The organism is Geobacillus sp. BK01, from assembly GCF_052220245.1.
Taxonomy (GTDB): domain Bacteria; phylum Bacillota; class Bacilli; order Bacillales; family Anoxybacillaceae; genus Geobacillus.
Genome location: NZ_JBQPTH010000001.1, coordinates 374,176 through 395,875 on the forward strand (window position 1 = coordinate 374,176; position 21,700 = coordinate 395,875).

The 21,700-nt window shown below is 53.5% G+C and carries 26 protein-coding genes and 1 riboswitch; of the genes, 24 read left to right on the forward strand and 2 right to left on the reverse strand.

Features of this window, described 5'->3' with window-relative positions; translation table 11 throughout:
• The first annotated feature begins 58 nt into the window (after window positions 1-58).
• The 19 genes from spoIIM to lysA all read left to right on the forward strand — a co-directional run bounded on the left by spoIIM (window position 59) and on the right by lysA (window position 16,169).
• Window positions 59-721: a stage II sporulation protein M gene (gene spoIIM, locus ACTVDO_RS01975; RefSeq protein WP_442900940.1), complete on the forward strand. Its 663-nt coding sequence runs from the start codon at window positions 59-61 to the stop codon at window positions 719-721.
• A gap of 97 nt (window positions 722-818) precedes the next feature.
• The gene (fur, locus tag ACTVDO_RS01980) at window positions 819-1,271 is read left to right on the forward strand and encodes a ferric iron uptake transcriptional regulator (protein ID WP_020960434.1); all 453 of its coding nucleotides are present in this window, start codon (window positions 819-821) and stop codon (window positions 1,269-1,271) included.
• A 101-nt stretch (window positions 1,272-1,372) separates the two neighbouring features.
• Entirely contained in the window at window positions 1,373-1,585 is a 213-nt protein-coding gene (locus ACTVDO_RS01985) for a YqzK family protein (RefSeq protein WP_020960433.1), read from the forward strand.
• Window positions 1,586-1,591: 6 nt separating this feature from the next.
• A complete protein-coding gene (gene xerD / locus ACTVDO_RS01990; protein ID WP_020960432.1) occupies window positions 1,592-2,488 on the forward strand; it encodes a site-specific tyrosine recombinase XerD in 897 nt (298 codons plus the stop codon).
• Between the two features lie 136 nt (window positions 2,489-2,624).
• Window positions 2,625-3,818, forward strand: coding sequence for a phosphopentomutase (gene deoB / locus ACTVDO_RS01995; RefSeq protein WP_200865266.1), 1,194 nt, complete (start codon window positions 2,625-2,627; stop codon window positions 3,816-3,818).
• Window positions 3,819-3,862: 44 nt separating this feature from the next.
• The gene (locus tag ACTVDO_RS02000) at window positions 3,863-4,684 is read left to right on the forward strand and encodes a purine-nucleoside phosphorylase (RefSeq protein WP_020960430.1); all 822 of its coding nucleotides are present in this window, start codon (window positions 3,863-3,865) and stop codon (window positions 4,682-4,684) included.
• A gap of 18 nt (window positions 4,685-4,702) precedes the next feature.
• Window positions 4,703-6,004: a pyrimidine-nucleoside phosphorylase gene (locus ACTVDO_RS02005; protein WP_442900962.1), complete on the forward strand. Its 1,302-nt coding sequence runs from the start codon at window positions 4,703-4,705 to the stop codon at window positions 6,002-6,004.
• A gap of 153 nt (window positions 6,005-6,157) precedes the next feature.
• Window positions 6,158-7,333: a D-alanyl-D-alanine carboxypeptidase family protein gene (locus tag ACTVDO_RS02010; RefSeq protein WP_020960428.1), complete on the forward strand. Its 1,176-nt coding sequence runs from the start codon at window positions 6,158-6,160 to the stop codon at window positions 7,331-7,333.
• Between the two features lie 125 nt (window positions 7,334-7,458).
• Window positions 7,459-7,809 (forward strand): anti-sigma F factor antagonist, encoded by a 351-nt coding sequence (spoIIAA, locus tag ACTVDO_RS02015; RefSeq protein WP_020960427.1) that lies wholly within the window; start codon window positions 7,459-7,461, stop codon window positions 7,807-7,809.
• Window positions 7,810-8,250 carry an anti-sigma F factor gene (gene spoIIAB / locus ACTVDO_RS02020; RefSeq protein ID WP_020960426.1) on the forward strand — a complete coding sequence of 147 codons (441 nt, stop codon included), beginning with the start codon at window positions 7,810-7,812 and terminating at the stop codon, window positions 8,248-8,250.
• Window positions 8,251-8,263: 13 nt separating this feature from the next.
• Complete coding sequence (gene sigF, locus ACTVDO_RS02025) at window positions 8,264-9,016, forward strand: RNA polymerase sporulation sigma factor SigF (RefSeq protein WP_020960425.1); 753 nt, start codon at window positions 8,264-8,266, stop codon at window positions 9,014-9,016.
• 219 nt (window positions 9,017-9,235) lie between these two features.
• Window positions 9,236-9,859: a stage V sporulation protein AA gene (locus ACTVDO_RS02030; RefSeq protein ID WP_020960423.1), complete on the forward strand. Its 624-nt coding sequence runs from the start codon at window positions 9,236-9,238 to the stop codon at window positions 9,857-9,859.
• Window positions 9,846-10,277, forward strand: a complete 432-nt coding sequence (locus ACTVDO_RS02035; RefSeq protein ID WP_442900942.1) for a stage V sporulation protein AB — start codon at window positions 9,846-9,848, stop codon at window positions 10,275-10,277. The genes ACTVDO_RS02030 and ACTVDO_RS02035 overlap by 14 nt, the downstream gene beginning before the upstream one ends.
• Before the next feature lie 17 nt (window positions 10,278-10,294).
• On the forward strand, window positions 10,295-10,723 hold the full coding sequence (locus ACTVDO_RS02040) for a SpoVA/SpoVAEb family sporulation membrane protein (RefSeq protein WP_020960422.1): 429 nt from the start codon (window positions 10,295-10,297) through the stop codon (window positions 10,721-10,723).
• Window positions 10,724-10,740: 17 nt separating this feature from the next.
• Entirely contained in the window at window positions 10,741-11,769 is a 1,029-nt protein-coding gene (gene spoVAD, locus ACTVDO_RS02045; RefSeq protein WP_020960421.1) for a stage V sporulation protein AD, read from the forward strand.
• 36 nt (window positions 11,770-11,805) lie between these two features.
• A complete protein-coding gene (locus ACTVDO_RS02050) occupies window positions 11,806-12,156 on the forward strand; it encodes a SpoVA/SpoVAEb family sporulation membrane protein (RefSeq protein WP_041267952.1) in 351 nt (116 codons plus the stop codon).
• Between the two features lie 5 nt (window positions 12,157-12,161).
• Window positions 12,162-12,773 (forward strand): stage V sporulation protein AE, encoded by a 612-nt coding sequence (locus ACTVDO_RS02055; RefSeq protein ID WP_020960419.1) that lies wholly within the window; start codon window positions 12,162-12,164, stop codon window positions 12,771-12,773.
• Entirely contained in the window at window positions 12,721-14,199 is a 1,479-nt protein-coding gene (locus ACTVDO_RS02060) for a spore germination protein (protein WP_020960418.1), read from the forward strand. The genes ACTVDO_RS02055 and ACTVDO_RS02060 overlap by 53 nt, the downstream gene beginning before the upstream one ends.
• A 656-nt stretch (window positions 14,200-14,855) precedes the next feature.
• The gene (lysA, locus tag ACTVDO_RS02065; protein ID WP_020960417.1) at window positions 14,856-16,169 is read left to right on the forward strand and encodes a diaminopimelate decarboxylase; all 1,314 of its coding nucleotides are present in this window, start codon (window positions 14,856-14,858) and stop codon (window positions 16,167-16,169) included.
• A 22-nt stretch (window positions 16,170-16,191) separates the two neighbouring features.
• On the opposite strand, the gene ACTVDO_RS02070 is transcribed toward lysA, so the two are convergent.
• On the reverse strand, window positions 16,192-17,067 hold the full coding sequence (locus ACTVDO_RS02070) for a DUF1002 domain-containing protein (protein ID WP_020960416.1): 876 nt from the start codon (window positions 17,065-17,067) through the stop codon (window positions 16,192-16,194).
• 48 nt (window positions 17,068-17,115) lie between these two features.
• Entirely contained in the window at window positions 17,116-17,595 is a 480-nt protein-coding gene (locus ACTVDO_RS02075; RefSeq protein WP_020960415.1) for a CBO0543 family protein, read from the reverse strand.
• A gap of 190 nt (window positions 17,596-17,785) precedes the next feature.
• On the opposite strand from ACTVDO_RS02075, the gene ACTVDO_RS02080 reads away from it, so the two are divergent.
• From ACTVDO_RS02080 to ACTVDO_RS02100, 5 genes are all read left to right on the forward strand, one after another.
• Entirely contained in the window at window positions 17,786-18,226 is a 441-nt protein-coding gene (locus ACTVDO_RS02080; RefSeq protein WP_020960414.1) for a peptidylprolyl isomerase, read from the forward strand.
• The gene (locus tag ACTVDO_RS02085) at window positions 18,213-18,341 is read left to right on the forward strand and encodes a hypothetical protein (RefSeq protein ID WP_020960413.1); all 129 of its coding nucleotides are present in this window, start codon (window positions 18,213-18,215) and stop codon (window positions 18,339-18,341) included. Before ACTVDO_RS02080 ends, ACTVDO_RS02085 begins: the two co-directional genes overlap by 14 nt.
• A 48-nt stretch (window positions 18,342-18,389) precedes the next feature.
• Window positions 18,390-18,522: riboswitch (FMN riboswitch) on the forward strand.
• Between the two features lie 216 nt (window positions 18,523-18,738).
• Window positions 18,739-19,836 carry a bifunctional diaminohydroxyphosphoribosylaminopyrimidine deaminase/5-amino-6-(5-phosphoribosylamino)uracil reductase RibD gene (gene ribD / locus ACTVDO_RS02090; RefSeq protein WP_023817677.1) on the forward strand — a complete coding sequence of 366 codons (1,098 nt, stop codon included), beginning with the start codon at window positions 18,739-18,741 and terminating at the stop codon, window positions 19,834-19,836.
• 2 nt (window positions 19,837-19,838) lie between these two features.
• Window positions 19,839-20,483: a riboflavin synthase gene (ribE, locus tag ACTVDO_RS02095; RefSeq protein WP_020960411.1), complete on the forward strand. Its 645-nt coding sequence runs from the start codon at window positions 19,839-19,841 to the stop codon at window positions 20,481-20,483.
• Between the two features lie 22 nt (window positions 20,484-20,505).
• Window positions 20,506-21,699: a bifunctional 3,4-dihydroxy-2-butanone-4-phosphate synthase/GTP cyclohydrolase II gene (locus tag ACTVDO_RS02100; RefSeq protein ID WP_442900943.1), complete on the forward strand. Its 1,194-nt coding sequence runs from the start codon at window positions 20,506-20,508 to the stop codon at window positions 21,697-21,699.
• Window position 21,700 lies beyond the last annotated feature (1 nt).

Below are 21,700 nucleotides of genomic sequence, written 5' to 3' on the forward strand. Positions count from 1 at the left end.
ATATCCGAAGCGGATGGACATACAATCTACTAAGAGACCAATGGGAGGACGAAGCACGATGAGAATCCATCCGTTGAAATCGGCCGTCGCCATTCACTTGCGCGAACACGCCTCACTATACGTATTTGTTATCGTCCTGTTTTTAATGGGCGTTATTTTTGGCGCCATTGTCGTCAATAGCCTCGGCTTTAGCCAAAAACAAGACTTGTACTATTACTTGACGCAATTTTTTGGACAAGTATCGAAAGACAATTTGGCGAGCGCCCATGATATGTTTCGTCAAAGCTATATGCATAACATCAAATATACCGCCTTAATGTGGGTGCTTGGCATTTCCGTTATCGGCTTGCCGATCATTTTTGTTTTATTGTTTTTAAAAGGTGTTGTCGTCGGCTTTACGGTTGGTTTTTTGGTCAATCAAATGAGCTGGAAAGGATTTTTATTGTCATTTGTATCCGTCATGCCGCAAAACTTGATCGTCATTCCGCTGATGATTGTGATGGGCGTGATTTCGATTTCGTTTTCCTTGTATATGGTGCGCAACCAGTTTATGAAGCGGCCACATGAGCCGGTATTCCCGATGGTGATGCGCTATGCCGCGGCGATGGTGGCGATTGCCGCGGGGCTGCTCGTTTCGTCGGCGGTCGAGGCGTATTTGTCACCGGTGTTGATGAAGCAGGCGGTCAAATGGGTGATTGATTTCATAATCATTATTATATAATAATCAATATTGTTCTATTGTAATAGTCATTTTACTTTGATACTTCCCTCGCACATTTGTTATAATGGGAGGTGAATGGCGAGGGAGGAATGAAAATATGGAAGATCGTGTGGAACGAATTAAAAAGCAGCTGCACTCGGCCGGCTATAAGCTGACGCCGCAGCGGGAAGCGACGGTAAGAGTCCTGCTTGAACATGAAGAAGACCATTTAAGCGCTGAAGATGTCTACCTCCTCGTGAAAGAAAAATCCCCAGAGATCGGGCTCGCGACCGTTTATCGGACGCTTGAGTTGCTGACTGAGCTGAAAATTGTCGATAAAATTAATTTCGGGGACGGGGTATCGCGCTACGACCTCCGCAAAGAAGGGGCGGCCCATTTCCATCATCATCTTGTTTGCCTCGAGTGCGGATCGGTGGCGGAAATTCAAGAAGATTTGCTTGAGGACGTCGAAGCCATTGTCGAACGGGAATGGAAGTTTAAAATTAAAGACCACCGCCTGACGTTCCATGGCATTTGCCACCGCTGCCAGCAAAAACATGAAGAAAAATAAAAACCTTTTCCAGTGGGAAAGGTTTTTTTGCGTATAAATAGGCAAACAAATGGCATATCCTCATACTAGCAAGTGGGCAAGCAGCCGATGGGGAGGGTGCCATGAAAACCGTTTGGCAAATGGTGAAAGTATTTCTTTTGTTTACGGGATGCACCATTTTATTTTATTATAGTCTTGTATGGTTTAATCGCGAGTACGAGTATTATCATCGATATGATGAACCGGGAGGATCGGCGGTTAAAGTGTCGACGAATGAAAGCGCGCCTCCGGACTGGCTCAACCGGCTACTATTTTTTTATCGCGACGGGGAGTAGAGAACATTGGAACATGAATTAAAAGATTTTCTGCACTATTTGACGGTGGAGCGGAATTTGGCGCACAATACGATCATTTCGTATGAACGGGATTTAAAGAAATATGTCCGCTACTTGCGCCAAGTCGAGCGGCTTGGGGCGTGGGGCGAAGTCGAGCGCCTGCACATTCTCCATTTTTTAAAGTTTTTAAGTGAACAAGGGCAGTCGGCGCGGACGATTGCCCGCCATTTGGCATCGATCCGTTCGTTCCACCAGTTTTTGCTGCGGGAGAAAATGGCGGCGCAAGATCCGGCCGTTCATATCGAAACGCCGCAGTTTGAGCGGACGCTGCCGAAAGTGTTATCCGTCGAAGAAGTCGAAGCGCTCTTATCGGCGCCGCAGACAAATACACCGTTCGGTTTGCGCGATAAGGCGATGCTCGAGCTGCTGTATGCGACCGGTATGCGCGTCAGCGAACTGGTGCAGCTCAACTTAGGCGACGTGCATTTGACAATGGGGTTTGTTCGCTGCTATGGGAAAGGGCGAAAAGAGCGGATCGTCCCACTCGGCCGGATGGCGGTTGAAGCGCTTACTGGCTATTTGGAGCACGGGCGTCCGCAGTTGGCCGATCCGCGCAGGCGGGCGGCGGAGGCGCTATTTTTGAACCATTACGGCCAGCGTCTGACGAGGCAAGGGTTTTGGAAAATTTTAAAACGGCTTGCCAAAGAAGCGGGCATTGAAAAAGAGCTGACGCCTCACACGCTCCGGCATTCGTTTGCGACCCATCTGCTTGAGAACGGTGCCGATTTGCGCGCCGTCCAAGAGCTGCTGGGGCATGCCGACATTTCGACGACGCAAATATATACGCATGTGACGAAAACGCGTCTCAAAGACGTATATAACCAGTATCATCCGCGCGCCTAGCCGCGGCGGCCGCTGTCCGCTAGGCGCGGTCCTATTGATTTGGTTGTCAGACTTCTGACCAATGCAACAAGGGCGTGTTTTGCCGAAAATATGGGAACGATAGGAAGAGACTCTATTTTCACTTCAGGCGGGAGGAATGAAGGTGAAGTCCACATACCGGCGCGTATTTTTAATTGTGCTCGATTCCGTCGGCATCGGCGAAGCGCCTGATGCTGAGAACTATAACGACAAAGGGGCGGATACGCTCGGGCATATCGCCGAATACCGCGGCGGCTTGCACATGCCGAATATGGCCAAACTCGGCCTGAGTCATATTCGTGAGATTCCAGGGGTGCCGAAAGTGAACGATCCGCTCGCCTACTATACAAAAATGAAAGAGGCATCCGCCGGCAAAGACACGATGACCGGCCATTGGGAATTAATGGGCCTTCGCATCGACAAGCCGTTCCGCGTCTTTCCGGACGGGTTTCCGCGCGAACTGATTGCTGAACTTGAACGGCGCACCGGGCGGAACGTGATCGGCAACAAACCGGCAAGCGGGACAGCGATCATTGAAGAGTTAGGCGAAGAACATATGAAAACGGGGGCGATCATCGTCTATACATCAGCTGACTCCGTCTTGCAAATCGCCGCCCATGAAGACGTCGTGCCGCTTGAGGAGCTGTACCGCATTTGCGAAATCGCCCGCGAGCTGACGCGCGATGAGCCGTACATGGTCGGACGCGTCATCGCCCGGCCGTTCATCGGGACGCCGGGCCGTTTTGAGCGGACGGCGAACCGGCACGACTATGCACTTAAGCCGTTCGGGCGCACGGTGATGAATGAATTAAAAGATGCGGGCTATGATGTGATCGCCATCGGGAAAATTGCCGATATTTACGACAATGAAGGGGTGACACAGTCGTTGCGGACGGCGTCCAATATGGACGGCATGGATAAGCTCATCGATACGCTCAGCATGGACTTTACCGGGCTCAGTTTTGTCAATCTCGTCGACTTTGATGCCAAATACGGTCATCGTCGCGACCCGCAAGGATATGGCGATGCGCTTGAAGAGTTTGACACCCGGCTTGCTGAGGTGCTGCCGCGGCTGACGGCGGATGATTTGTTGATCATTACAGCTGACCATGGCAATGATCCGGTGCACCACGGGACGGATCATACGCGTGAATACGTGCCGCTTTTAGTATACAGCCCGCGCTTTCAAGGCGGAAAGCCGCTCCCGATCCGCGAGACGTTTGCCGATGTAGGGGCCACGATCGCCGATAATTTTCGCGTCCACATGCCGCCGTACGGAACAAGTTTTTTAACGGAATTGGCGCAGCAGTGAATCGCCGCTATTCTGCGATGAACATATAAGGAGGGAGAAGAGGAATGGATCGACAGGCGATTGAAAAAGCAGCGGATGATTTGCGCCGGCGTATGCCGGCGCCGCCCGGTATCGGCTTGATTCTCGGCTCAGGATTGGGCGTGCTCGCCGATGAAATCGAAGAGGCGGTCCGCATTCCGTATGAGGATATTCCCGGATTTCCGGTGTCAACCGTTGAAGGGCACGCCGGCCGGCTCGTGTACGGCCGGCTCGAAGGAGCGACAGTCGTTGCCATGCAAGGACGGTTCCATTATTATGAAGGATATTCGCTCCGCGAAGTGACGTTTCCGGTCCGGGTGATGAAGGCGATCGGCGTCCGTGAATTGATCGTGACGAACGCTGCCGGCGGTGTGAACGAACAGTTTCGCCCGGGCGATTTGATGATTATTTCTGATCATATTAACTTGCTTGGCACAAACCCGCTCATCGGCCCGAACGACCCGGAGCTCGGCCCGCGTTTTCCGGACATGACTGAAGCGTACAGCCGGCGCTTGCGCCGGCTCGCCAAAGAATCAGCAGCCAAGCTTGGCATTCGTGTGCATGAAGGGGTGTACGTTGCCAATACCGGCCCATCGTACGAAACGCCGGCGGAAATTCGCATGGTTCGTGGGCTTGGCGGCGATGCGGTCGGCATGTCAACCGTCCCGGAAGTGATTGTCGCCCGCCATGCCGGCATGGAGGTGCTTGGCATTTCGTGCATTTCCAATCTAGCGGCCGGCATGACTGACGCCCCACTTCATCATGATGAAGTCGTCGAAACGGCTGAGAGGGTGAAGGCCGACTTTTTGCGGCTCATTAAAGCGGTTGTGGCCGAACTGGCGAAATAAGGAGAAAAGGTGATCGGGATGAGAATGGTCGATTTGATTGCCAAAAAGCGTGACGGAGCGGCACTGACGAACGAAGAAATTGGATGGATCATCCGCGGGTATACGGACGGGGATATTCCGGATTACCAAATGAGCGCGCTCGCGATGGCGATTTACTTTCGCGGCATGACCAAGGAAGAAACGGCCGCGCTGACGATGGCGATGGTTCATTCCGGTGAGGTCATCGACTTATCAAGCATCCGCGGTGTGAAAGTTGACAAACATTCGACCGGCGGCGTCGGCGACACGACGACGCTCGTGTTAGGTCCTCTTGTCGCTTCGGTCGGCGTGCCGGTGGCGAAAATGTCCGGGCGCGGTCTCGGCCATACGGGCGGCACGATCGACAAGCTCGAGTCCGTGCCCGGCTTTCACGTCGAAATCAGCAAAGATGAATTTCTTCGGCTTGTCAATGAAAATAAGATTGCCATTATCGGCCAAACCGGCGACTTGACGCCGGCTGACAAAAAGTTGTATGCGCTCCGCGATGTAACCGCAACCGTCAACAGCATCCCGCTTATTGCTTCGTCGATCATGAGCAAAAAAATCGCCGCTGGAGCTGATGCCATCGTCTTGGACGTGAAAACGGGCGCCGGGGCGTTTATGAAAGAACTCGCCGAAGCGCGCCAGCTCGCCCAGGCGATGGTCGATATCGGCAAGCGCGTTGGACGGCAGACGATGGCGGTCATTTCCGATATGAGTCAGCCGCTCGGCTATGCGGTCGGCAACGCCCTGGAAGTAAAAGAGGCGATCGCTACGTTGAAAGGAAACGGTCCGCACGATTTAACGGAACTTTGTTTGACGCTCGGCAGCCATATGGTTTACTTGGCGAAGCAGGCGCCGTCGCTTGATGAGGCGCGCCGCCTGCTTGAGCAGGCGATCGATGATGGATCCGCCATCGCGGCGTTCAAAACGTTTTTGGCGGCTCAAGGCGGCGATCCGTCGGTCGCCGACGACCCGGACAAACTGCCGCAAGCGGCGTATACGCATCCCGTTACAGCCGGTGAGGATGGTTATGTTGCCGGGATTGTTGCAGATGAAGTGGGCACCGCCGCCATGTGGCTTGGCGCCGGACGGGCGAAAAAAGAGGACGCGATCGACTTGGCGGTCGGAATCGTGCTCCATAAGAAGGTGGGCGACCGTGTGCGAAAAGGCGAGGCGCTCGCCACGATTCACAGCAACCGGCCAGATGTGCGTAAAGTGGAAGAAAAACTGGCGGCCGCCATTCGGCTTTCGCCGCGGCCGGTTGTCCCGCCGCCGCTCGTTTATGAGACCATCGTCTAGGGAAGAGCGCCGGCGATCCGCAAGGGAAGAGGCGGTTGTTCAAGAAGAAAACGTCTGAATCGAATGGTTCAGGCGTTTTTTTATTTTGGTTGTCTTGTATAAAAATATCTCCATTGGAAAAAATGTCATGTATAAAGAATGGAGGTTTGGGAGATGAAAACGACAGTCATCCGTCTGCTTTTATTGCCGCTTCTTCTTTTCCTTCCCCTTTCCGTATACGCTGAGGAGAAGGAGCCGAAAGGGGCAAAGGCCGGGCTGGCTGACGAAGCGAAGTCGGCCATCTTGATTGAACGCGACACCGGCGAGGTTCTATATGAAAAAAATCCACATGAAAAACTGCCACCGGCAAGCATGACAAAAATTATGACGATGCTGTTGATCATGGAGGCCATCGATGAAGGAAAGCTCTCCTACGGCGAAAAAGTGCGGACGAGCGAATATGCCGCTTCGATGGGCGGATCACAAATTTTTCTCGAGCCGGGCGAAGAAATGACGGTTGATGAACTGTTGCGCGCTATCGCCATCGGTTCGGCGAATGACGCCTCTGTCGCCATGGCCGAGCGAATTGCCGGATCGGAAGAAGCGTTTGTTGAAATGATGAATGAAAAGGCGAAAGAGCTTGGTTTAAAGGATACAAATTTTGTCAATACGACCGGTCTGCCGGCTGAAGGACATTACAGCAGCGCCTACGACATGGCCATCATGGCGCGCGAACTGTTGAAATACGAAGAAATCACCAAATATACAAGCAAGTACGAGGACTATTTGCGGGAACACACGGATCAAAAGTTTTGGCTTGTGAACACGAACCGGCTCGTCAAGTTTTACCCGGGTGTTGACGGGCTGAAAACCGGCTTTACGAGTGAAGCGGGATATTGTTTGACCGCGACGGCCAAAAAGAACGGCATGCGCGTCATTGCTGTTGTGTTCGGAGCGCCGACACCGAAATCGCGCAACGCGCAAATTACCAAAATGCTTGATTACGCGTTTCACCAATATCAGGCTCATCCAGTATACAAGCGCAACGAAACCGTCGCCCGCGTCGATGTCAGCAAAGGTAAACAAACATCAGTCGCCGCTGTAACGTCAGAGCCGGTATCGGTGTTGACGAAAAAAGGGCAGTCGGTCGAACAAATCGAAAAAGTGATTCAAGTAAAAGATGACGTGAAAGCGCCGATTCGAAAAGGCGATGAGCTCGGCGTCCTGATTTTGAAGCAGGACGGCAAAGAGATTTTGCGCAGCCCGATCGTCGCCAAGCAAACGGTGCCGGAGGCCAGCTTTTGGGATTTGTTTAAACGGGTGTTCAGCCGTTTCGTTCAGGCGGGATGATGTCAATTTTTGCGATCTTTTTCCGCTCTTTGACGAACGGCCACTAGTTTTGTCGGGCGGCAGGATTTCCGACGGGCGGCAGCGAAACTTCTCCGTATCCTGAAATGGACAAGGAGGAACACGCTGTGAGTCTCGCGATCGACTTGGAAGTGAAGCAAGACGTGCTCATCGTTCGCCTCTCTGGAGAGCTTGACCACCATACAGCCGAGGAATTGCGCGGGCAAGTGACGGACGTGCTCGAAAACCGAACCATCCGCCATATTGTACTTAATTTAGGACAATTGACATTTATGGATAGTTCCGGTCTCGGCGTCATTTTAGGGCGCTATAAACAAATTAAAAACGTCGGCGGGCAAATGGTCGTTTGCGCCGTGTCACCGGCGGTCAAGCGCCTGTTTGACATGTCGGGGCTGTTTAAAATCATCCGTTTCGAAGAGGATGAACAATTTGCGTTGCAGGCATTGGGGGTGGCATAAATGCGCAACGAAATGCACCTCCAATTTTCCGCCCGCAGTGAAAACGAGTCGTTTGCCCGCGTGACAGTGGCAGCGTTTGTCGCCCAGCTCGATCCAACGATGGATGAGCTGACGGAAATCAAAACGGTCGTCTCCGAGGCGGTGACAAATGCCATCATTCACGGCTACAACAATGACCCAAACGGCATCGTTTCTATTTCCGTCATCATCGAGGACGGTGTTGTCCACTTAACGGTGAGAGACGAAGGGATCGGCATCGCCAACATCGATGAGGCGCGCCAGCCGCTGTTTACGACAAAACCGGAGCTCGAGCGGTCAGGTATGGGCTTTACGATTATGGAAAACTTCATGGATGAAGTTGTTGTCGAGTCGGAATTGAACAAAGGAACGACTGTTTATTTGAAAAAGCATATTGCCAAAAGCAAAGCGCTATGTAACTGAGGGAGACATGCCTATGGATGTCGATGTCAAGCAAGATCAGTCGCCAATCAAAGATCAGGAGATGAAGGAGCTGATCCGCCGCAGCCAGGAAGGCGACCAGGAAGCACGCGATGAAATTATTGAAAAAAATATGCGCCTCGTCTGGTCGGTTGTTCAGCGCTTTTTAAACCGCGGCTACGAACCGGACGACTTGTTTCAAATCGGCTGCATCGGCTTGTTGAAATCGGTCGATAAGTTTGATTTATCGTACGACGTCAAGTTCTCGACGTACGCCGTGCCGATGATCATCGGGGAGATTCAGCGATTTCTCCGCGACGACGGCACGGTGAAAGTCAGCCGCTCGCTGAAAGAGATGGGCAATAAAATCCGCAAAGCAAAAGACGAGCTGTCAAAAACGCGCGGGCGGGCGCCGACGGTCACCGAAATCGCCGATCATTTAGGTATTTCGCCGGAAGATGTTGTTCTCGCCCAAGAAGCGGTCCGCTCGCCGGCATCGATCCATGAGACGGTGTATGAAAACGACGGCGACCCGATCACATTGCTCGATCAAATCGCCGACGCCGATGAGGCGTCATGGTTTGACAAAATCGCCTTAAAAAAAGCGATCGAAGAACTGGACGAGCGCGAAAGGCTCATTGTTTATTTGCGCTATTACAAAGACCAAACCCAATCCGAAGTGGCATCAAGACTCGGCATCTCTCAAGTGCAAGTATCCCGGCTGGAAAAGAAAATATTGCAGCACATAAAGGAAAAAATGGACGGATGAGCCCATTTTTTCCGTACTTGGTGGGAAAAAGCGGACAGACCATCTCGTTTTGTATTTTAATCATATAAATGGAAAATTTTTTAGGAAAAGAATGGGCGTTTCTCGGCCCATTCTTTTCTATTTTTATGAAATTGGTGGTGAATGGCGGCAAGCTGCATGATCTTTTTTTCAGCCAAACAAACTAAAGAAAAACAAAATGGGGATGAAGGTGTGGGACAGATGGAAAACACCGTGTTCATTAAGCCGCGTCATCGTGTGCAGGTGAAACCGGAGGCGCTCATCACCTTAGGGCAGGTAGCGCAAATGGCCGCGATGGATGAGAGGCTCATTCGGCGGCTGAAGGCGATTCCGCTCTATCGCATTCGGCCGAGCGACAAAAATATCGTCATTATCGATATGATGCACATCGTCCGGGCCGTGCTCGATGTGGACGAGTCGCTCGATGTGCAGATGGTCGGCCCGTCGCAGACGATCGTCGAAGTCGTGTATGAAAAACGGCGGTTTTCGACGGCTTCTTTTCTTCTTGTCTGGCTTCTTTTGTTCGTCGGTTCAGCGATGGCCATTATGAACTTTCACGAAGACGTGAGCATGCAGCAAGTGCATCGCCATTTGTATGAAATGATGACCGGCCAATCGGTCGACAAGCCGCTGCTTTTGCAAATTCCATATTCGCTCGGGCTTGGCATCGGGATGGTGTTATTTTTCAACCATTGGTTTCGCAAACGGATTAATGAAGAGCCTAGCCCTCTTGAAGTCGAAATGTTCAACTACCAGCAGGCGATCGACCAATACGTTATTTTGCATGAAAACAAAGAAAGTATGAGACGCCTTGACGACGCTTGAGGTTTTGCTGGTAGTATTCGTCGGCTTCGCTGGAGGGCTGGCGGTCGGGAGCGGGTTTGTCGCTTTTTTAGTTGTGCTTGGCGTCATTCCGCGTTTGACGCAGCTGACAAAAACGATGAAGCGCATTCACGCCTATGAGTGGGGCGCCGTCGTCGGCGCCATCGTCGGCGGCTGGATGAGCTTGCGCCATTCGGTCTGGCACTTATCTAAATATTGGCTGGCGCCGATCGGGTTGCTGCATGGCATATTTATCGGCATGCTCGCTGCAGCGCTGACGGAAGTATTAAACGTTTGGCCGATTTTAGCGAAGCGAATCGGTGTTGATGATAAAATTGTCATTTTATTGATGGCGATCGCTTTCGGCAAAGTGGCGGGTTCATTGTTCCATTGGCTTTACTTTGTCGATTACTTTCACTGAAAAAGGAGGGGGGAAACGTGGGATTAAAGGCTAATTATCTCCGTGAGGTGAAGGCGTTTCAGCCTTCTCCCCCGTATGCGGCCAACGCGGTCAAGGCGTTTTTGGCCGGCGGGGCGCTCTGTACGCTGGCGCAATGGCTTGCTGAATGGCATGGCCGCCTGTTTGCCGCTCCCCCGTTTGCGGCCCAGTTATGGGCGGTGACGGTGATGGCGGGGCTGGCGATCGCGCTGACGGCCGCCGGAAAATATGACGACTTCAGCCAGTTTGCCGGCGCCGGTGCGATGATGCTCGTCACGGGGTTGGCCAATGCCCTCGCCAGCGCGGCCATTGAGCATCGGAGCGAAGGATGGACGGCCGGGGTGGCCGGGCAGATGCTGAAAGCCGGCGGGGCAACGATCATTTACGGCATGATCGCTGCCTATGTGCTCGGCCTCTTTTGGCCATAACGAAAAGAGGGAAGGACATGAAGCGTGTCGGAAAGCAGACGTGGGTGTTTGATGAGGACATTTATATTAAGGCCGCTGCCACCGCTGTTGGTCCGTTCGAAGCCGACGGACCGCTTGGCGGCTATTTTGACATTTGCCATCGCGACTTATATTGCGGGGAAGAGACGTGGGAGCTGGCTGAGCGACGGTTGATGAGCGAGGCGGTGGCCTGCTGTCTGCAAAAGGCCGGCGTTTCTGCCCGTGATGTTGATTTGTTTTTAGCCGGTGATTTGTTAAACCAAAATGCGACGTCCAATTACGTTGCCCGCGAGCTGCCGATGCCGTTTTTATGCTTGTTTGGCGCCTGTTCCACCTCGATGCAGACGCTGGCGGCGGCCGCTGCTTTTGTCGCCGGCGGGCTCGCCGATACGGCGCTCGTGGCGACGAGCAGCCATAACGCGACCGCGGAGCGGCAATTCCGGTATCCGACCGAACTTGGGGTGCAAAAGCCGAAAACAGCGACATTTACCGTCACGGGCGCCGGCGCTGCGCTCGTTGGCCGCACTTCGGGCCGATGGCGCATCCGGGCGGCGACGATCGGCAAAGTCATCGACGCCGGGCTGACGAATCCGCTCGATATGGGGGCAGCGATGGCTCCGGCAGCGGCGGATACGATCGAGCGGCATTTTCGCGATTTAGGTACATCGCCAACTGATTACGACTTGATTGTCACCGGTGACCTATCGCGCATTGGCAGTGTCATTGTCCGCGAGCTGCTCGCCGAATCCGGCTTTGATATCAGCGATGTTTATAACGATTGTGGGCTGATGATTTACCGCCCGGATCAAAAGGTGTTTGCCGGCGGCAGCGGTTGCGCCTGTTCGGCGGTCGTCACGTACGGCTATTTGCTTCATGAGCTCGACCGCGGCACGTTCCGCCGTCTGCTCATCGTCGCCACCGGGGCGCTCCTTAGCCAAACGATGGTGCAGCAAAAACAGTCGATTCCAGCCGTCGCCCACGGTGTTGTTCTTGAAGCGGCCGAATGGGAGTCGGATTCACCGCCATAAAAGGGCTTTCATGCCCGGTCAAGGGGGAATGGAATGATGGAATACGTCCGCGCTTTTTTGGCCGGCGGACTGGTATGCGCCCTTGCCCAGCTCGCCATCGACCGCGGCAAATGGACGCCGGCCGGCGTCGCCGCCGCGCTTGTGATTTTAGGCGTTCTCCTTGGATTTAGCGGCGTATATGATCGGTTTGCCGCTTGGGCTGGCGCCGGGGCGACGATGCCGCTGAGCGGGTTTGGCTATTTTTTGGCGAAAGGCGTGATGGTCGAACCGCGGCCTAGTGGTCTCGTTGAGACCGGTGCGGCCGTGTTCCGCTTCGCCGGCGCCTTGTTCGCTTTTATCGTGGCCGGGTCGTTTTTCGCCGCGCTCATTTGCAAACCGAAAGGGTAGGGATCATGAAAAAACGACGGGTGATTTTAGTGACCGATGGGGACGAATTCGCCTGCCGGGCGATCGAACAGGTGGCCTCCGATTTAGGCGGCCGCTGCATCTCCCGCTCCCAGGGCAATCCGACAAAACTAAGCGGCGAACAGCTTGTGGAGCTCATTTTACAAACACCGCACGATCCAGTGTTTGTCATGTTTGACGACTGCGGCGCCATCGGAGAAGGATCCGGCGAAGAGGCACTCCGCTATGTCGCGACGCATGAGCAAATCGAAGTGCTCGGGGCGCTGGCGGTCGCCTCTAATACGCATCAGCGCGAATGGACAAAAGTGCACGTCAGCATCGACCGCGACGGCTTGATTACTGAATACGGGGTCGATAAGGAAGGCGTCCGCGATCTCGACGTCGGGCGGATTAACGGCGACACCGTCTATTGCTTGGACCAGCTGGGCATTCCGCTTATCGTCGGCATTGGCGATATCGGCAAAATGGGATACCGGGATCACGCCAAAAACGGGGCGCCGATTACGCACAAGGCGGTTGAGTTGATTTTGGAAAGGAGTGGGGGGCATGACGGAAAAGGCGAAAAAGGAAAAGGTGCCGATCGCGGAGAAACTCGTTGACAACGCCAAGTTTTTGCAAAAACGAATCGGCGTCGGCACAAGCTTTGACTTAGGTGTGCGAAAAGTTCATGTGCTAAACCGAGAAGTACATATTTATTACTGCAACGGTTTATGCGACACGCAATATATTATCGAATTGTTAAAACAAATCGTGCGCGTCAACGATGACGAGCGCCAAGTCGCCCAAGCGCGCCAGATTATTGAAAACCGGCTCGTTCATCAGCAGGTGAGCCCGGTGTCGAGCCTTGACGAGGCGGTCGATAAGCTGCTGTCCGGGCTGATCATCGTCTTGATCGAGGGCGAATCAACCGCATTTGCCGTCGATGTCCGCAGCTATCCGGGCCGGCAGCCGCAAGAGCCGGACACGGAAAAAGTGGTGCGCGGCGCCCGCGACGGGTATGTTGAAAATATTATTGTCAATACGGCGCTGACGCGGCGCCGCATCCGTGATGAACGGCTGCGCCTTGAGATTTTGCAAGTCGGTGAACGGTCAAAAACGGATATATGCATCGCCTACATTAAAGATGTCGCCGATCCGGGGCTTGTCGAACTCGTGAAAAAAGAATTGCAACAAATCAATGTTGACGGGCTGACGATGGGTGACAAAACGGTGGAAGAGTTTTTAGTCAAGCAGGGGTACAATCCGTACCCGCTCGTCCGTTATACGGAACGGCCGGACGTTGCCGCGACACACTTGCTTGAAGGGCATGTGCTCATTATGGTCGACACGTCGCCGAGCGTCATTATTACACCGACGACGTTTTTTCACCATGTTCAACACGCTGAAGAGTACCGGCAGTCGCCAGGGGTCGGGACGTTCGTCCGTTGGGTGCGGTTTTTAGGGATTTTGTCATCGCTGTTTTTGTTGCCGCTTTGGGTGCTGTTTGTGCTTGAGCCGTCTCTCTTGCCGGAGTCATGGGCGTTTATCGGACCGAACAAACAGACGAACATTCCGATTGTCATGCAAATTTTACTGGCCGATTTTGGGATTGAGTTTTTGCGGATGGCAGCCATTCATACACCGACGCCGCTGTCGACCGCAATGGGCTTAATTGCCGCTGTCCTAATCGGACAAATTGCCATCGATGTCGGGCTGTTTGTGCCGGAAGTCATTTTGTACGTCGCAGTGGCGGCGATCGGTTCGTTTGCGACACCAAGCTATGAGCTCAGTGTAGCCAATAAAATTTCCCGCCTGGCGCTTGTCATATTGGTCGCCTTATTTAAAGTGCCCGGGCTCGTTATTGGAACAACTGTTTATTTGCTTTGGCTGGCGAGCATCCGTTCGCTGAACACGCCGTACTTATGGCCGTTCATTCCCTTTGATCCGGCGGCATTTATGCAAATTGTCGTCCGCCGTTCGGCTGCCGGGGCGAAAGTGCGCCCGAGCATCGTTCACCCGCAAGACCGGCAAAAACAGCCGTCATGATGCGAATCGTATCGGTTTTTCCGTTCACGGTCTAGGCGGCCGTTTCGGTTGGGGCAGATCGGCGGCCGCTTTTTTGCGATGGCGCCAAAGCAACTTTTATCGCAGTCCAGAAGCAACATCCCGCTTCAAACGCGTAAAGAGCCTAGCCCGGCGGTCAGCGGGAGATGAATTTCGGTTGGCGTCAGCCGAAACGCATGATAAAATAAAAGGGTATCCGGTTCTTTAAGAACGGGATACAGACGGCTGCATGGAGAATCTTTAATGCGAAAATCGGGAAAAGCCTTCTATAACGTAAACGATCCGAGGCGCCAAAGAGCGTTGAATCGTCGGATGCCAGGAGTTGGAACGGCCTGAAGCAACGTTCAAAGAGACGAACGGTTGTTTTTGCCGTCGAACGGAAGAGCTTCCACTTCAGGCAAAGCGACGAGGGCGGGTTTACATCATGATGATCCGTTATTTTTGATGTTCCGCATTTTGAAAGTGAGGGATTGATGAACCGTCCGCTTCGTTTGGACGCGCCCGGGAGCTTGGTTGTACGGCAGCCCGTTATGCGGCAGAGCCGATCGCTCTGCGGCGCTATTTTTAGACAGTTACCCGGTTGCGAACTGTCTTTTTTGCTTTTCCTGCACCATTTTGATGAGGAATGAGGGATTTTTATGTTTTTTCATGGGACGAGCCGTGTCAATGAAAAAGGACATTTGGAAATCGGCGGCGTCGATACGGTCGAACTGGCCGAGATGTACGGCACGCCGCTTTATATTTATGATGTTGCGTTGATCCGGACGCGGGCGCGCGCGTTTAAAGAAGCGTTTCACCGCCATGGCGTTCAGGCGCAAGTGGCTTACGCCAGCAAGGCGTTTTCCTCGATTGCCATGGTGCAGCTCGCTGCTGAGGAAGGGCTGTCGCTTGACGTCGTGTCGGGCGGGGAGCTGTATACAGCTTTGGCTGCCGGGTTTCCGCCGGAGCGCATCCATTTCCATGGCAACAACAAAAGCCGAGACGAACTGGCGATGGCGCTCGAACATGGCATCGGCTGCATCGTCGCCGACAACTTTTACGAGCTTGAGCTGATTGAACAGCTGGCTTCCGGCCGGGCGGTCCCGGTTTTGCTCCGCGTTACGCCGGGCGTCGAGGCGCATACGCACGATTATATTTTAACAGGACAGGAAGACTCAAAGTTTGGCTTTGACTTAAACAATGGCCAAGCGGATGAGGCGTTTCGCCGTGTGATGGCCTCGCCTTCGTTTCAGCTGCTTGGCGTTCATTGCCATATCGGTTCGCAAATTTTTGAAACAGCCGGCTTTGTGCTTGCTGCACAAAAAGTATTCACAAAGATGGCTGAATGGAACAAAGCATACGGATTTATCCCTTCGGTTATTAACCTTGGCGGCGGCTTTGGCATCCGCTATACGGAAGAAGACGATCCCATTCCGGTGTCAGCGTACGTCGATTGTATTGTCAAAGAAGTGAAAAGGCAAGCTGAGACTTGCCAGCTTCCGTTGCCAGAGATTTGGATCGAGCCGGGCCGTTCGCTCGTCGGCGATGCGGGAACGACGATTTACACGATCGGCTCGCGCAAAGACGTGCCGAACGTCCGCACGTATATTGCCGTTGACGGCGGTATGAGCGACAACATCCGTCCGGCGCTGTACGGGGCGAAATACGAAGCGGTGCTCGCCAACCGGGTGCTGGGCGAGCGAACAGAAACGGTCTCGATTGCCGGGAAGTGCTGTGAGTCGGGCGATATGCTCATTTGGGATCTCGCGCTGCCCGAGGCGAAGCCGGGCGACTATTTGGCTGTCTTTTGCACCGGTGCCTATGGCTATTCGATGGCGAACAACTACAACCGCCTGCCGCGCCCGGCGGTCGTTTTTGTGGAGAACGGCGACGCCCAGCTCGTTGTCAAACGGGAAACGTACGAAGATTTAATCCAGCATGATTTGCCGTTCAAAGCGAAGGTGAGAAAATAAAAAGCCCGCCTTATGCGGGCTTTTATTGATTCGAGGAGAATGCCGATTTGATGGCATTCCAAATTTCTTTGAGAATATCGACGATATTTTGGATAAACGTCTTTCCTTCTTCCGATTGCAGAAATGCCGACAGTTGTTCTTTCGCCTTGCTGAGCTGGTCGTTCACTTGATCCCAGTTGATATTAGCGTTTTGCATTTTATGAAAGAGGGAAATGAGGCTGTTGATTTCGTCTTCGCTCAGCGTGATGCCGAGGTCGCCGGCGATCCGCTCAATCAAGGCGCGCAAATCGGCGTCTGTTTGCGGCGGATTGGTGGCGATTTCTTCTTTGATTTTCGCCAGCAAGGCGACCGCTTTATCTGCGCCGATCGAATCGGCCAACTTCGCCGTTTGCACCATTTCTTCGTTCGCCACTTTTTTCACAGCGTCCGGAATGGCTTGGTCGGATGAAATTTCATACGCCTTCATCAACCCGGTCAAGGCGGCGGTGCCGGAAACCGGGAACGGGGCGGTGACGTAAATGTCGGCATCTTTCACCCCGGCGGTGATTAAGGCGTTCGTATACATTTCTTTTGTCACCCATGTGATGTTATGCGTCTCGACATTCAATCCGGAGCCCGGTTCACCGATCGTAATCATCGACGAGGAGATGGCGCGCGTGCCGATTTGTGCTTTCGGGATGAGCCCATCCAAATATTTATGCTCTTCGGCGTTTGAGACAGTAATTGTCTGAGCCCCGTCCGGCGCCTTCATTTCTTCAAGCACTTTTTGTTTTTGTTCGGTCGTTAAGTTTTCCCCGAGCGTCACAATGACATCGCCCGGTGCGGCATCGGCTGCCGCCATGCCCGGGAGCGCCAACAGCACCGCCCAAAGCAGCAATGAAGCGATCGTTCGTTTCACACAGCTCGCCTCCTGTTCACCCAACATGCACTATCATTATACCGTATGCTAACTTGATTTTCTATCAGAAAGACATTTTGCCTTCGTCCCCAAGCGGCGCACGAGGAAAAAATGGATAAGCAAAATCAAAAACAAAAGCGGGTACAAAGCAGCCGAGTAGGAAAGCTTCCAAGCGTGATAGTAAAGCAGCCCCGTCCGCAGGGCGGCGATCTCGTAGAGAACGGAAAAAACGGACCATCCGCCGATGTAAGCGGCTTGCTTCCAAACGGGTTGTTGCAGCGGATAGCCGTTTAAAAACAAAAGATTGACGACGACATAAACAAACACCATAAACCAATACGCTGGTCCGTCGACTCCCGGGTAAAAATAGCCGTACAAATGATATTTGAGATCAAGAAACAAATCGGTAGAGAGGCCGAAGCAAATGGCAAACAACGACGTCGTATACATTTCAAGCGATGAAAGCTGTTTCGGCATGAGGATGAACAAAACGACAAATACAATCACGGTTACCGTTATCAACAACATTGCCGGAAGCCCCCTTAACAGTTCCGCTTCATCTATCACTATCATTAGTGTGCCCATTCATCTTTCATACAAAAATATTATATTAAAAAAATAATAACTGTTTGGGTGGAAAGACGTTTTTACTTTCTTTCCTTTTGACCATCATGGTATGATAAAGACAGTTTATGCAGGAAAAAGGAGATGAAGCTTGATGGCGAAAAAAGGATATATTTTGATGGAAAATGGCGGAAAAATCGAATTTGAACTGTTCCCGAACGAAGCACCGGTGACGGTGGCTAATTTTGAGAAATTAGCCAATGAAGGGTTTTATAACGGGTTGACGTTCCATCGCGTCATTCCCGGCTTTGTCAGCCAAGGCGGCTGCCCGCGCGGCAACGGGACGGGCGATGCCGGCTATACGATTCCGTGCGAAACGGACAACAATCCGCACCGGCATGTCACCGGAGCGATTTCGATGGCGCACCGCGGCCGTGACACGGGCAGCTGCCAGTTTTTTATCGTCCATGAGCCGCAGCCCCATTTGGATGGGATGCATACGGTCTTTGGTCAAGTTACATCGGGAATGGAAATTGTTAAGGCGATGAAAAACGGCGATGTGATGAAGGAAGTGAAAGTGGTTGACGAACCGTAAGCAACGGACGGAAGAGGAGGAGCGGACAAGCCGGAACAACTGGCTTTTGTTTTTCATTTTGCTGGCGGCGAGCTTGGTATGGGGAGCGGTGTATTGGCTTTGGATTGCAAAGTGATGATTCCCGGCCGCTCGTGTGGTATAATAAAACATAAGATACAGCTAAAACATCCTTCGGGGCAGGGTGAAATTCCCGACCGGCGGTGATGGGGCCAAAGCCTCTCAGCCCGCGAGCCGCATAGGCATGATCCGGTGCGATTCCGGAGCCGACAGTATAGTCTGGATGGGAGAAGGATGAGGATGTGCGCACAGCGATTTTCAGCCGAGCTGTGCCGGCAAGGGCGGAGTCTGCCGTCCGGCATGGCAACGGCTTCCGTTTCCGCACGGCAGGCGTAACATTCGTGAACGAACAAATGTTCTTGACTGCCGCTATGCGCATCATAAATCATTCTCCCATGTCCAAAAGCCCCGGAGAGTTTCCGGGGTTTTTTATTTTATGGGAAAAGGGGGATACCGTGTACAACGATGAGCATTACATGCGGTTGGCGCTTGATGTGGCCAAGGCTGGAGTTGGACAAACGTCCCCGAATCCCGCCGTCGGCGCCGTTGTCGTGAACGGCGGGGCGGTTGTGGGGCTTGGCGCTCATTTACGGGCAGGGGAGCCGCATGCTGAGGTGCATGCGGTCCGCATGGCCGGTGAGAAGGCGCGCGGGGCAACGGTGTACGTGACGCTCGAGCCGTGCAGCCATTACGGCAAAACGCCCCCATGTGCCGATTTGCTTATTCAAGCCGGCGTCCGCCGCGTTGTTGTGGCGACGACCGACCCGAATCCGCTTGTCGCCGGGCAGGGGATTGATAAGCTGCGCCGTGCAGGCATTGACGTTGATGTCGGAATATTAAAAGAAGAAGCAGATGAGCTAAATCGCATGTTTTTTCACTATATCAAGACGAAAACGCCGTTTGTCACGATCAAGTATGCGTGCAGCCTTGACGGCAAAATCGCGACGGCAACGGGAGAAAGCAAATGGATCACATCAAGCGCGGCGCGTGAGGATGTCCATCGTCTCCGCGCCCAACATGACGCCATTTTAGTGGGCGTCAACACCGTTTTAGCCGACAATCCGAAATTGACAGTGCGCATCGGGCAACAACGAAAAAACTTGCTGCGCATCATTTTGGATACGAAGCTGCATACGCCGCTTGACGCCCACGTCGTCACCGACAAGGAGGCGGAAACGTGGATTGTCACCGGCAGCGGCATCAGCCGGAAAAAAGCGGAGGCATATGAGCGCCTCGGGGTGCGCATCGTGCCGATGGCGAGCGCACACGTTGATGTGCGTGACGTGCTCTTTCTGCTCGGCGAGCAGCGCGTCACATCGTTGTTTGTCGAGGGTGGCTCGCGCATTCATGACAGCTTTCTTCGTGCCGGGGCGGTTAACGAAGTGGTTGCCTATATCGCCCCAAAGCTCATCGGCGGCCGCGAAGCGCCGACGCCGGTCGGCGGTCTCGGTTTCTCGCGTCTCGCCGAGGCGATGGAACTTGATATCCGGCGGATTGAGACGGTCGGCCCGGACATAAAAATCGTCGCCGCACCGAAAAGGAAGGAGGAGTAGCGATGTTTACCGGCATTATTGAAGAGGTCGGTACGGTTGAACAAATGAGGCAAACGGGCGACGCCATTGTGATGACGATTGGCGCCAAGCGGGTGCTTGAAGACGTCCGGCTCGGCGACAGCATCGCCGTCAACGGCGTCTGCCTGACCGTCACCTCATTCACTTCCCGGCAGTTCACGGTCGATGTCATGCCGGAGACGGTGAAGGCAACAGCGTTGCGCGCCTTAAAGCCAGGGGCAAAGGTCAACCTAGAGCGAGCGATGGCGGCCGGCGGCCGGTTTGGCGGCCATTTTGTCACCGGTCATGTCGATGGCGTCGGGCGCATCGTCCGCCAATGGCCGAAGGCGAACGCTGTTTACTACGAAATCGAAGTGCCAGCTTCATTGCGTTCATATATGATTTACAAAGGGTCAGTGGCGGTCGATGGGACGAGCTTGACAATTTTCGGCTTGAGCGAGCGTACGTTCACCGTTTCGCTCATTCCGCATACACGGGAGGCGACGATTTTAGGTGAAAAACGGCCCGGCGACCTCGTCAATATTGAATGCGATATGATCGGCAAATACGTCGCCGCCTTTCTCGCCGAGAACGAAACGCCGCCTTCCGGGGTGACGATTGGATTTTTGGAGCAGCACGGCTATAAATAAGCGGAAAAGGGGGCAAGCTGCCATGTTTGATACGATTGAAGCGGCGCTGGCCGCGCTGAAAAACGGCGAAGTCGTCATCGTTTGCGATGACGAAGGCCGCGAAAATGAAGGCGATTTTGTCGCGTTAGCTGAAAAAGCGACGCCGGACGTTATTAACTTTATGATCACCCACGGCCGGGGGCTCGTCTGTGTCCCGATTACGGAAGAACTGGCAGTGCGACTCGGGCTTGAACCGATGGTTGTCCATAACACCGATGCGCACGGGACGGCGTTTACCGTAAGCGTCGACTACAAAACGACGACGACGGGGATCAGCGCTTACGAACGGGCTGCAACGATCCAGGCGCTGCTTGATCCGGACGTAAAGGCGAGCGATTTTAAGCGGCCGGGACACATTTTTCCACTCATCGCTAAAAAAGGCGGTGTCCTGCGGCGCGCCGGCCATACGGAGGCGGCAGTCGATTTGGCCCGTCTCTGCGGGGCGAAGCCGGCCGGCGTCATTTGCGAGATTATTAAAGAGGACGGGATGATGGCGCGCGTTCCGGATTTGCGGCAAATTGCCGACCAATTTGGGCTGAAGATGATTACGATTAAAGATTTAATCGCGTACCGGAGTCAGCGGGAAAAGCTGGTGAAACGCGAAGTGGAAATTTCGCTGCCAACCGAGTTCGGGGAGTTTCGCGCCATCGGCTACACGAACGTCCTTGACGGAAAAGAGCACGTCGCGCTCGTGAAAGGTGAGATCGTTCCGGACGAAGCAACGCTTGTGCGCGTCCACTCCGAATGTTTAACCGGCGATGTGTTCGGGTCATACCGGTGCGATTGCGGCCCGCAGCTGCATGCGGCGCTGCGGCAAATTGAAGCGGAAGGGGCGGGCGTGCTGCTTTACATGCGTCAGGAAGGGCGCGGCATCGGCCTTATGAACAAACTGCGCGCTTACAAGCTGCAGGAGCAAGGCTACGATACGGTCGAGGCGAACGAAAAGCTCGGCTTTCCGGCTGATTTGCGCGACTATGGCATCGGGGCGCAAATTTTAAAAGACCTCGGCGTGACGAAAATGCGCCTGTTAACGAACAATCCACGTAAAATCGCCGGCTTAAAAGGGCACGGGCTCGAAGTCGTCGAACGTGTACCTCTTCAAATGCCGACGAAAAAGGAGAATGAAAAATATTTGCGCACAAAGCATGAAAAATTAGGGCATATGCTTCATTTTTGAT